The organism is Phytopseudomonas flavescens (assembly GCF_900100535.1).
Classification (GTDB): domain Bacteria; phylum Pseudomonadota; class Gammaproteobacteria; order Pseudomonadales; family Pseudomonadaceae; genus Aquipseudomonas; species Aquipseudomonas flavescens.
In genome coordinates, this window is record NZ_FNDG01000023.1 from 1 (window position 1) to 11,754 (window position 11,754).

Sequence of the window (11,754 nt, forward strand, 5' to 3'; positions counted from 1 at the left end):
TTGCCGGCTCCGCCATACAGGCTGTCATTACCTTCACCGCCCAACAGCAGATCATGGCCGTTACCGCCTGAGAGGTAGTCGTTACCCACACCACCGATCAGCGTGTCGTCGCCATTTTCACCGTAGAGATAATCGTTGCCAGCACCGCCATCGAGCACATCATCGCCAGCCTGACCATAGAGGGTGTCGTTACCCAGGCCGCCGATCAGTGAGTCGTTCGTCGCATAGCCAGTGAGGTTGTCGTTACCGTCCGTGCTTTGCAACGCCATCACCTTGACCTGGTCGATGTTCCAGGTGGTGCCATCGGCGAAACGGATTTCCTCCAACCTGTAGGCACTGGTGCCATCGGCGTTGAAGTAGTTACTGACAGAGATACGGTCAGTACTGTCCTTCAGGCTCAGGATTAGGTTGGTACTCGAACGAGTGACGACGATATCGTCCGGCGCAATGCCCTCGGCGAAGACGATGGCGTCCACCTTGTCGCTGCCGGTGTCGTAGTTGTTGATCGTATCCTGGCCCCAGCCACGGCTGAAGCGATAGGTGTCGCTGCCAGCGCCACCACTCAGCGCATCGTTGCCGGCACCACCGTCGAGGATATCGTTGCCAACCTCGCCGTTCAGGGTATCGTTACCAGCGACTCCGTAAAGGATGTCGTTTCCGTCCCCACCATATAAGCGATCATTCCCTTCTCCACCATCAAGAAAGTCCGCACCGGCATTTCCGTACAACGTATCGTTACCCGCTTCCCCGAACAGGAAGTCAGGACGCCCTCCTCCCTGAAGGGTAGTACCGGCCGCGGTATCGATAATGACCTTCTGGTCGGAACCCAATTGCAATCGAAGCGCTTCGAGTTGGGAGGTGCTCAACTGGCGTGCCCACTCGCCAAGAACGGAAATATCGTTTGTCGCCCAGCCTCGACTGCCAGCTACTGACGATGCAAATTCGGACATATCGACAATGGCCTTGACCGGATCGCTGGCATGCACCTCGGTCAATGCTTCCAGAGCGCCACTGAAGTCCAGGCTTACACCAGTTTGCCCCAAGGATATGGAAACCGCGTCCATATAGGGTTTGAGGCGAGTTTGCAAAAGCAATCCGTCATAGACGGAATCCAGCAATGCCTGGTAGGCCTTTCTGATATTGGCTTCCTGCTGAGGGCCAAAACTGAAATCCTCTTCGGTCAGGTAGACCGTGCCACCGAGAATGATGCCTCCGCCCCCTGACCGGCTTTGCGCTCCGGCTTTGTAGGTGGCGAGAACGATACCAGTCCTCTCGTTCTGCGTTGTCGATTGGAACTCAAAAAAGTTCTGGTTGTTGAAAACCTCAAGAACTCGAACCATCTCCAACAGTTCTTTATTTTTTAGTTGTGTCGCCGACGGCGTGGAGTCTGTGCTTGAGTTTATCGGGATACCGGTTATCGTATCGCTATTACTCCCGGAACCACTCGAGCCACCGACCAGATCGGTAATACGGGTCTTGATATCCCATGAATAGGCAAACTCGACATCATAGGCTTTTCCTTTACCCAGATCCTCAACACGCTCATCAAACATACGGAAGTTCGCGCTACCTGCCCAGGCATGAATCAACCCACCCAGCAAGGCCTGCTGTTCAATTCGAGAGCCAGCCTGGGAATAGGTCGCGAGCGCTTCCCGCAGTGAATCACTGGTCGCTGCCGCTTCACGAAGGTCACGCACCGCCCCAGAACCTTGCATATTGGCAAGGCCGGCCAGTTCGGCTGGAATTTCGATGGCGTCGCCAAACTCACGATAGAACGGGTTATCTTCAAAATAAACGTCACCACTGACACCCGTACCACCGCCACGACTCTCATCCCACTCGAAGGTGCCGAAGCCATCGATATGGTTGTTGTTGCCCAGGTTCTGACGCTTGCCGTCGGAACCGGTGCCGATACTCTTGATACCCAGCTCTTCCAAGGTGAACAGTTCACCGCCCTGGCTGATGCCGTCGCCGTTCAGGTCGCGCCAGACCCGCAGGTCGGCCCAGACGGCATCGCTGGCATCCAGCCGACCATCAGCATTTTCATCGACCGCCTGCATGGCCGCGAAACCATCGGCCGCCTTGCTGCCATCGGCCAGCAGGGTGTTTTCGCCAAACAGCTCGAGACCGCTGTCGATGGTGCCATTGCCATTGCGATCCAGAACCAGCAGGCCATCGTCGGACTTGACCCAGCCGGAACCGTCCCTGTGTCCGTCGCCATCGTGGTCAAAAAGTACCTGGCCGTTGGCACCGAAGGTTTCGATACCGTCGCCGTCGAGATCCAGAACAATTGGGGAAGCTGTTTTAAGAGCCAAATCAAAATTAGTATTCACGCCTCCCGAAATAGATCCATATACTCTATTATACAAATCTTTAAACTCTTGCATCCAAGATAGACTTGGGCCATCCAACCCCTCGAGGGAATTATGCTGAATTCGTAGATCACGATAAAAATCCAGATGCAACTTCTTATCCGGGTTTGCAGGCTCAAGCCATCCATACTGCCCATAGTCAGGCGCTGGCGGACTTTGATACCAGCCACCGTCATCTGGATTATATCTATACCCATCAATATAATTCGGATCCTGATAGCCGCCCAATGATTCCGAATACAAAAGCCCTCCCCATCCCTTGAGGGACAGCAGCGGCGCTCCAACCATGCCATTAATACCAATAGACGATAGAAATTTACCGAGAGACATAGATCACCCCCATAACAGTGAAATGATAACAACTATGGAAAAGAGAAAGAAAGCACCAACCACTGACTGAAGCGCCCCCTCCTTGCTTTTATACTTTCCAAATGTGAGAACCTTTAAAGCAACTAGACCCAGGTAGTGGCAAGCAACCTCCCATATAAAATAGATAACTATATCCATTTACCCCTCACTAGAGACATGCCTAACTTGCGGATTAAATCAATAGCACCACACGATTGATCTACTTTAATACGCCGATAATCACTACTGTTCTTTTAAGCTTTCGTCCACGTACTGCTGCAGCGGGCTCAGGAAGTAATCGATCACCTTGCGCGTGTCGGTCTTCACTTCCGCGCGCACCGCCATGCCCGGTGACAGGGCGATGCGCCCTCTGCCCACGGCGATGCTGTCGTCCGCCAGCAGGATTCGCGCGCTGTAGACCAGGCCCAGCTTTTCGTCTTCGATGGCGTCGTTGGAGACGCTCAGCACCGTGCCGTCCACCACGCCGTATTTGGTGAAGTTGAAGGTCTCGACCTTGACCTCCACCGCCTGCCCCGCGCGCACGAAGCCGATGTCCTTGTTTTCCAGCAGCGCTTCCACTTCCACCGGCTGGTCGCTGGGCACGATGGCCATCAGCGGCTGGGCCTCGGTGACCACGCCACCCTGGGTGTGGATCGCCAGTTGCTGCACGGTGCCGTCCACCGGGGCGGTGAGCCGGGTCAGGCGGTTGCGCTGCTCGGCCTTTTTCAGTTCCTGGGCCAGGCTGGCGCCGCGCACTTCGGCGTCGTTGTGCAGGTCGAGCATCGCCCGCCGCGTTTGCGCCAGCACGCCCTGGCGCTGTTGCTGCGCCGCCTTGAGGGCTGCGTTCAGTTCGGCGATGCGCGCCTGTTGCTGGGCCAGTTCGCGCTCCTGGTCCAGGCGGATCTGTTCCTTTTCCAGGTAGGCGTGCTTGGCCACGTAGTGCTTGTCGAGCAGGCGCCGGTAGTCCGCTGCCAGTTCCCGGGTGATCGGCAGGGTCTGGTTCAGGGCTGCAATGGTGGTGCGGATCGAGCGCAGTTCGGCTTCGCGCTGCTCGATCTGCGCCTCGCTCTGGGCCAACGCGGCGCGCAGTTCCAGGTATTGCCCCTGTACCCAGTGCTGCACGCTGCGCTGCTGGGCCGCGCTGGCCTGGGGGATCAGTTCGGCCACCGGGCCGGGCTCGGCCTGCTGGTCGATGGCTTGCAACAATAACCGCGCCCGGGCGCTGTCGATCTGCGCGGCGAGCAGCTCGCTGGCCAGGCGCTCGACATCGGCCGTGGTGATCTGCCCGTCCAGTTCGACCAGCAGTTCGCCGGCCTTGACCGGCTGCCCGTCGTGCACGTGGATGGCCTTGACCACCGCCACCTCATTGGGCTGGATGACCTTGGTCTTGCCGCTGGGGACGATCTTGCCGCTGGCCGTGGCGACCACGTCGATTTCGCCGACACAGGCCCACAGCAGGGCCAGCGCGGCGAACGCCATGATCGTCCACTGGATGAGCCGCGGCGCCGGGTGCACCGGTTTTTCCTGCAGCGCCAGGGCGGCGGGCAGGAACTGCACTTCATGGCTCAGGCGCGGCGGGGCGTCCATGGCCCGGCGGTTGCGCCAGGCGTGGCGCCAGGCACCGCGGTAGCGCTCGAGCAGGTCGCGGCGGGCGCTCATGGTTGTTTTCCTGGGCTTATCGCGGTGCCGCCGGCCCTCTCCCCAACCCCTCTCCCGGAGGGCGAGGGGCTCTGTTGGGCGCTTATAGGGAGGCGCTTCATGCCACATCCCCCTGCTGCAGGCGGTGCAGGCGCGAGTAGTGCCCGGCCTGGTGGGCGAGCAGTTCGGCGTGGCTGCCCTGCTCGACGATCTGGCCGCGGTCCATGACCAGGATGCGGTTGGCATCGCGCACCGCGGACAGCCGGTGGGCGATGATGATCACCGTGCGGCCCTGGCAGATGGCCTGCATGTTCTGCTGGATGACCCGCTCGGACTCGTAGTCCAGGGCGCTGGTGGCTTCGTCGAAGATCAGGATGCGCGGGTTGCCGATCAGGGCGCGGGCAATGGCGATGCGCTGGCGCTGCCCGCCGGAGAGCGAGGCGCCGTGCTCGCCGACCAGGGTGTCGTAGCCTTCCGGCAGTTCGAGGATGAATTCGTGGGCGCCGGCCATCCGGGCCGCCTGCATCACCGCTTCGATGGGCGCACCGGGGTCGCTCAGGGCGATGTTTTCGCGGATGCTGCGGGCGAACAGCATGTTGTCCTGCAGCACCACGCCGATCTGCCGCCGCAGCGAGGAGACGTCGGCCAGCGCCAGGTCCATGCCGTCGACCAGCACCCGTCCGCGCTCCGGGGTGTAGAGGCGCTGCAGCAGGCGGGTCAGGGTGCTCTTGCCGGAGCCGGAGCGCCCGACCACGCCGATCACCTCGCCCGCCTGGATGGTCAGGCTGACGCCGCGCAGCACTTCGGAGCCGTCCGGGCGGTAGCGGAACTGCACCTGGTCGAACTCGACATCGCCCTTGAGCGGCGGCAAGGCGCTGCGCGAGGCCTGGGACATTTCCGTGCGGCTGTTGAGGATGTCGCCCAGGCGCTGCACCGAGACGCCGGTCTGCTGGAAGTGGGTCCACAGTTGCGCCAGGCGCATGATCGGCTGCGACACGCGGCCGGCGAGCATGTTGAAGGCGATCAGCTGGCCCACGCTCAGTTGCCCCTCGATCACCAGCCGCGCGCCCAGCCACAGGGTGGCCACGGTGACCAGCTTGCCGACCAGCCCCACGCTTTCGTTGGCCAGGTTGGACAGGTTCTGGGTCTTGAAACTCGCCGCCACGTAGCCGGCGAGCTGGTTGTCCCACTTGCGGCCCACCTGCGGTTCCACCGCCATGGACTTGAGGGTGTCGATGCCGTTGACGGTTTCCACCAGGAACGCCTGGTTCTCCGCGCCGCGGCTGAAGCTTTCGTTCAGGCGCGCACGCAACAGCGGGGTGATCAGCAGCGAGATGATGAAGTACAGCGGCAGCGACAGGATCACCACCAGGGTCAGCCAGCCGCTGTACAGGAACATCACGGCGATGAACACCACCGAGAACAGCACGTCGAGCAGCAGGGTGATGGCGTTGCCGGTGAGGAAGCTGCGGATGTTTTCCAGCTCGCGCACCCGCGCCACCGAATCGCCGACCCGGCGCGCCTGGAACCAAGACAACGGCAGGGTCACCAGGTGGCGGAACAGGCGCGAGCCCAGCTCCACGTCGATACGGCTGGCCGTATGGGCGAAGACATAGCTGCGCAGCCCCGACAGCAGGGTCTCGAAGAGCATGATGCCGAGCAGGCCGATGGCGATCACATCCAGCGTGGTCAGGCCCCGGTGCACCAGCACCTTGTCCATCACCACCTGGAAGAACAGCGGCGTCAGCAGGGCGAAGATCTGCAGCACGAAGGACACCAGCAGCACTTCGCCGAGCAGCTTGCGGTACTTGACGATGGCCGGGATGAACCAGGTGAAGTCGAACTTCGACAGCTCGCCGCTCAGCGAGGCCTCGGAGCGGATCAGCAGCAGCTCGCCGGTCCAGCGCGCCTGCAGCTCATCGAGCCCGAGCACTTCGGGCCGCTGCGCGCGCGGGTCGTGGATCAGCGCCTTGCCCTCGTCCAGGCGGGCGATGATGAAGAAACGCCCTTCGTGATCCGAGGCGATCGCCGGCAGCGGCGTATGACTCAGGCGGGCAAGGGAACTGCGCGCGGACTTGGCCTTGAGGCCCAGCTTGCGCGCCGCCAACAGCAGTTCGGCACGGCCGAAGCGACGGCCGTCTTCGGCGTATTCGTGGGCGAGTTGTTCGGCAGAAGCGGCGACGTTGTGGAAACGCGCCAGCATGACCAGGCAGGCCAGGCCGGTATCCACGGGCTCGGGGGCGGCTGAATCGTTCAGCATCTATCGCATCCATGCACAGGAAATGGCAAAGCGCCATCCATTGCCAGCGGATATTACGCCTCCGGCGCGGCAGTGCAATCGGCAAATGCTCGATGCACATCACACAACGAAGAGAAACAGGGAACCGCTGCAAGGCCCGTGATAGAGGCGTGCGTGAAATATACAGGGGCTGTTTGTAGCCCGGGTCGAGCGCAGCGACACCCGGGAGAGAGTACCTGGGTATCGCTGCGCTCAACCCAGGCTACGGGCTGCGACCTCGCGGCGAATGGCAACCATGCCGCGAGATAGCTGGACGGCCACCATCACATCGCCCCGGGGGCGGGGCTCCTACAGCAGGGCCCGTCGATCTTGCAAGACGGTATCCCGCCAACCCTAGGCCTTCAGGCTCTTGTCCAGCACCTCTTCGATTTCGCGCTTGATCTTGCCGCTCATGGTCGACAGCAGCAGGCCGAGATCGAGCTGCAGGTACACGCGCTCCTCGCCCACGTCTATATGGCCATTGGCGCCACTGCGCTTGAATTCCAGGGTGTCGCCGCGCCACTGGTAGTGCACGTCGTATTCCCGGGCCAGGCGCTCGGCCAGTAGCTCGGCCTTGTCGAGGGCGGCCTCGCGCCCCAGGTTATGCGGACGTTCGACGGTGATTCTGGCCATCAAGGCTCTCCTGTCTGCTAGGGTCTGTTGACGTTTCAGCACGACCGCGCCGGAGCCCGTTTTACCGCGAGGCAAGGCACGAGCCGCGAAGTTTAGCGGGCTAAATGAGCCGGCGAGAAACGCAGCATCGCGGCAAAACGGGCCCGGCCCTGCGGGTTGCGCGGGAAATCTCGCCATGCGTTGTTGGAGGACTTGGCAAGGGAACGCCATTCCCGGCGTCCTCCGCCTAGCCTGGCGAGATTTCTCGCGGCAACGCGGCTTGCGCTGAAACGTCAACAGACCCTGGGTGGGCGTGACTATACAAGAAAGCGCCCCCTGCCATCCGCAGCGCCGGGGCTTGCAGCTTGCGCGGCGGTTTTCGGTTTAGAATGACGGCCACTGAAGTTTCAGCCTCTCGGGTTTAGGAAAGGGCGACATGAACGATCCGCGCAAGAACGACGGCAGCGAACCCACCACCCACTTCGGCTTCCAGGACGTCCCGGAAAGCCAGAAGGCGGAGAAGGTCGCCGAAGTGTTCCACTCGGTGGCCGCCAAGTACGACCTGATGAACGACCTGCTCTCCGGTGGCATGCATCGCCTGTGGAAGCGTTTCACCATCGAGCTGTCCGGCGTGCGCAGCGGCAACCGCGTGCTGGACATCGCCGGCGGTACCGGCGACCTGGCCCGGCAGTTCTCGCGCCTGGTCGGCGAAACCGGCGAGGTCGTGCTGGCCGATATCAACGCCTCGATGCTCAAGGTCGGCCGTGACCGCCTGCTCGACCGCGGTGTGTCGGGCAATATCGCCTTCGTCCAGGCCGACGCCGAGAAGCTGCCGTTCCCGGACAACCATTTCGACTGCGTGACCATCGCCTTCGGCCTGCGCAACGTCACCCACAAGGACGCCGCCATCGCCTCCATGCTGCGCGTGCTCAAGCCCGGCGGTCGCCTGCTGGTGCTGGAGTTCTCCAAACCCAAGAGCAGCCTGCTGTCCAAGGTCTACGACAGCTACTCGTTCAACTTCATGCCGCTGGTGGGCAAGCTGGTGACCAACGACGCCGAGAGCTATCGCTACCTGGCCGAGTCGATCCGCATGCACCCGGATCAGGACACCCTCAAGGCGATGATGCTCGATGCCGGCTTCGACCGCGTGACCTACCACAACATGACCGGCGGCATCGTCGCCCTGCACCGCGGTATCAAACCCTGATGCTGACCCTGGCCCTGCTCGCCGGCGTCGAGCGCGGTGTCAACCGCGTGCTGGCGCTGGACAGCACCGCCCTGCCGCGCCTGGCCCGGCTCAATGGCCGGGTGATCGCGGTCGAATCGCGGGCACCGGCATTCCAGCTGTTCATCCTCGCCGACGGCCAAGGCCTGCGCCTGGCCAGCCAATGGGCCGGGCCAGTCGACTGCACCCTGCGCGCGCCCGCCAGCGCCCTGCTGCGCCTGGCGCTGGCCAAGGACAAGCAGGCCGTGCTGCACACGCCGCAGGTCGACCTCGACGGCGACAGTGGTGCGTTGATGGAGCTGGCCGGTGTGCTGCAGGACCTCGAGCTGGACTGGGAATACGAGCTGTCGCGCTGGCTGGGCCCGGTCGCCGCGCCGCTGCTGGCCGGCCACCTGCGCAGCCGCACGGGCTGGACGCGGGACAACCTGCGCAGCCTGCAACTGAGCCTGGCCGATTACCTCAGCGAAGAATCCCGCACCCTGGTCGGCCGCCGCGAGGCTGAAGCACGCTTCGCCGAACTGGATGACCTGAAACTTTCCCTCGACCGTCTCGGCGCGCGCATCGAGCGCCTCGCCCAACGCCATAAGCCCATCGCATGAAGCTGCTTGCCGTTCGTCGTCTGTTGCGCATCCTCTACGTGGTCATTCGCTACCGCCTGGATGACCTGCTGTTCGCCCTGCCGCTGCCCTTCTGGCTGCGTGCGCCACGCGTCCTGCTGCCGTGGCGCTGGCTGCCGCGCAAGGCGTCGCCGCTCAACCGTGGCCAGCGCCTGCGCCTGGCACTGGAAGAGCTGGGGCCGATCTTCATCAAGTTCGGCCAGTTGCTGTCCACTCGCCGTGACCTGCTGCCGCCGGATATCGCCGATGAGCTGACCCACCTGCAGGATCGCGTACCACCGTTCGACCCGGCCAAGTCGATCGCCCTGATCGAGGAGCAACTGGGCGTGCCGGTCAGCCAGGCATTCGCCCGCTTCGACAGCGAGCCCCTGGCCTCGGCCTCGGTCGCCCAGGTGCACGCCGCGCAGCTGAAGAGCGGCGAGGACGTGGTGGTCAAGGTGGTCCGCCCGGGCCTCAAGCCGGTGATCAAGGCCGACATGGCCTGGCTGTTCCTGCTCGCCAAGCTGGCCGAACGCGCCTCCGCCGAAGCCCGCCGCCTGCACCCGGTGGACGTGGTCAGCGACTACGAGAAGACCATCTACGACGAACTCGACCTGCTGCGCGAGGCTGCCAACGCCAGCCAGCTGCGGCGCAACTTCGAGGGCTCTGACCTGCTCTACGTGCCCCAGGTCTACTGGGACTGGTGCCGCCCCAAGGTGCTGGTCATGGAGCGCATCTACGGCATCCAGGTCACCGACCTGGCGACCCTGGCCGACCAGCGCACCGACATGAAACTGCTGGCCGAACGCGGCGTGGAGATCTTCTTCACCCAGGTGTTCACCCACAGTTTCTTCCATGCCGACATGCACCCGGGCAACATCTTCGTCAGCACGCGAACGCCGTGGAACCCGCAGTACATCGCCATCGACTGCGGCATCATCGGCAGCCTCACCCCCGAGGATCAGGACTACCTGGCGCGCAACCTGGTGGCCTTCTTCAAGCGCGACTACCGCAAGGTGGCGCAGCTGCACATCGATTCCGGCTGGGTGCCCCAGGAGACCCAGGTCAACGATTTCGAAGCGGCGATCCGCACCGTGTGCGAACCGATCTTCGAGCGCCCGCTCAAGGACATCTCCTTCGGCCTGCTGCTGATGCGCCTGTTCCAGACCGCGCGACGCTTCAACATGGAGATCCAGCCGCAACTGGTGCTGCTGCAGAAGACCCTGCTCAACATCGAAGGCCTGGGCCGCCAGCTATACCCGGACCTGGACCTGTGGACGACCGCACAGCCATTCCTCGAGCGCTGGATGCGCCAGCGCGTCAGCCCGCGCAACCTGCTGCACAACTTGCAGAGCCAGGTCGAGCAGGTGCCGCACCTGGCCAACATGACCCGCAGCCTGCTCGAGCGCATGGCCCAGCCCCATGCCAACGATCCCCCGCCGCCATGGCGCGAGCGCGACGGCTGGACGCTGCGCCTGATCGGCGCGGCACTGATCGGCGGCGGCGTGGTGCTGGCCCTGGGCGTCGCCAGCCTGAGCGAACCGAGCCTGGCCTGGCCGGCCTGGCTGATGAGCGCCAGCGGTCTGTACCTGATCCTGCGCCGATAGCCAGCCTGCGCCCTGGCTGGCACACTTGGCACCAGATAGAAGACGGAAGAGCAATGAACGACTGGCTAGATGAAATCCACTGGAACGACGACGGCCTGGTGCCGGCCATCGCCCAGGATCACCAGACCGGGCGCATCCTCATGATGGCCTGGATGAACCGTGAAGCCCTTGCCCTGACCGCCAGCGAACAACGCGCCATCTATTGGTCACGTTCGCGCGGCAAGCTATGGCGCAAGGGCGAGGAGTCCGGTCACGTGCAGAAGCTGCATGAGCTGCGCCTGGACTGCGACGCCGACGTCATCGTGCTGAAGGTCGAACAGCTCGGCGGTATCGCCTGCCACACCGGTCGCGAAAGCTGCTTCTACCGGGTGTTCGAGCATGGCGCCTGGAAGACCGTGGATGCCATCCTGAAAGATCCGCACACCATCTATGCACCGGAACACCGCCATGACTGATACCCTCAAGCGCCTGGCCGAGGTGCTGGAGTCGCGCAAGGGCGCGGCGCCGGACAGCTCCTACGTGGCCAGCCTGTACCACAAGGGCCTGAACAAGATCCTCGAGAAGGTCGGCGAGGAGTCGGTGGAAACCATTCTTGCCGCCAAGGACGCCGCCAGCAGCGGTGACTGCAGCGAGCTGATCTATGAAACCGCCGACCTGTGGTTCCACAGCCTGGTCATGCTGGCCGCGCTGGATCAGCATCCACAGGCGGTGCTGGACGAACTGGATCGTCGTTTCGGCCTGTCCGGGCATGCGGAAAAAGCCGCGCGAAGCGACACTCAATAAAGACTCTGACGAGGGCAATGCAGCATGGGCATTTTCGATTGGAAACACTGGGTCGTCATCCTTATCGTCGTGGTGCTGGTGTTCGGCACCAAGAAGCTCAAGAATCTCGGCTCCGACGTCGGTGAGACCATCAAGGGTTTCCGCAAGGCGATGAACGAAGACGACGGCAAGCCGGCCGAACCTCAGGCCCAGCAGCCGCAGCAGCCTTATCAGCAGCAAGCGCCGCTGAACCAGCCGCATACCGTGGAAGGCCAGGCCAGCAAGGTCGAAGAACCGCTGCGCAAGGATTGAGGCC

10 protein-coding genes are annotated in these 11,754 nt (G+C 62.9%); 6 read left to right on the forward strand and 4 right to left on the reverse strand.

Annotated elements, in window-relative coordinates; all coding sequences use genetic code 11:
- The 4 genes from BLR94_RS28070 to BLR94_RS22750 form a co-directional block, all read right to left on the reverse strand.
- A partial coding sequence (locus tag BLR94_RS28070; protein WP_139207494.1) for a calcium-binding protein occupies positions 1 to 2,702 on the reverse strand: 2,702 nt, incomplete at its 3' end.
- Between the two features lie 261 nt (positions 2,703 to 2,963).
- A complete protein-coding gene (locus BLR94_RS22740; RefSeq protein ID WP_084308192.1) occupies positions 2,964 to 4,379 on the reverse strand; it encodes an HlyD family type I secretion periplasmic adaptor subunit in 1,416 nt (471 codons plus the stop codon).
- A 97-nt stretch (positions 4,380 to 4,476) separates the two neighbouring features.
- Positions 4,477 to 6,618 (reverse strand): type I secretion system permease/ATPase, encoded by a 2,142-nt coding sequence (locus tag BLR94_RS22745; protein ID WP_084308193.1) that lies wholly within the window; start codon positions 6,616 to 6,618, stop codon positions 4,477 to 4,479.
- Between the two features lie 372 nt (positions 6,619 to 6,990).
- A complete protein-coding gene (locus BLR94_RS22750; RefSeq protein WP_084308194.1) occupies positions 6,991 to 7,269 on the reverse strand; it encodes a polyhydroxyalkanoic acid system family protein in 279 nt (92 codons plus the stop codon).
- A 415-nt stretch (positions 7,270 to 7,684) separates the two neighbouring features.
- On the opposite strand from BLR94_RS22750, the gene ubiE reads away from it, so the two are divergent.
- The 6 genes from ubiE to BLR94_RS22780 are packed head-to-tail and all read left to right on the forward strand — an operon-like array spanning position 7,685 to position 11,750.
- Positions 7,685 to 8,455 (forward strand): bifunctional demethylmenaquinone methyltransferase/2-methoxy-6-polyprenyl-1,4-benzoquinol methylase UbiE, encoded by a 771-nt coding sequence (gene ubiE, locus BLR94_RS22755; protein WP_084308195.1) that lies wholly within the window; start codon positions 7,685 to 7,687, stop codon positions 8,453 to 8,455.
- On the forward strand, positions 8,455 to 9,072 hold the full coding sequence (locus tag BLR94_RS22760) for a ubiquinone biosynthesis accessory factor UbiJ (RefSeq protein WP_084308196.1): 618 nt from the start codon (positions 8,455 to 8,457) through the stop codon (positions 9,070 to 9,072). Before ubiE ends, BLR94_RS22760 begins: the two co-directional genes overlap by 1 nt.
- Positions 9,069 to 10,676: a ubiquinone biosynthesis regulatory protein kinase UbiB gene (gene ubiB, locus BLR94_RS22765; RefSeq protein WP_084308197.1), complete on the forward strand. Its 1,608-nt coding sequence runs from the start codon at positions 9,069 to 9,071 to the stop codon at positions 10,674 to 10,676. The genes BLR94_RS22760 and ubiB overlap by 4 nt, the downstream gene beginning before the upstream one ends.
- Before the next feature lie 53 nt (positions 10,677 to 10,729).
- Complete coding sequence (gene hisI, locus BLR94_RS22770; RefSeq protein ID WP_084308198.1) at positions 10,730 to 11,131, forward strand: phosphoribosyl-AMP cyclohydrolase; 402 nt, start codon at positions 10,730 to 10,732, stop codon at positions 11,129 to 11,131.
- Complete coding sequence (locus tag BLR94_RS22775; protein ID WP_084308199.1) at positions 11,124 to 11,459, forward strand: phosphoribosyl-ATP diphosphatase; 336 nt, start codon at positions 11,124 to 11,126, stop codon at positions 11,457 to 11,459. Before hisI ends, BLR94_RS22775 begins: the two co-directional genes overlap by 8 nt.
- Positions 11,460 to 11,483: 24 nt before the next feature.
- Complete coding sequence (locus BLR94_RS22780) at positions 11,484 to 11,750, forward strand: twin-arginine translocase TatA/TatE family subunit (RefSeq protein WP_084308200.1); 267 nt, start codon at positions 11,484 to 11,486, stop codon at positions 11,748 to 11,750.
- Positions 11,751 to 11,754: the final 4 nt, after the last annotated feature.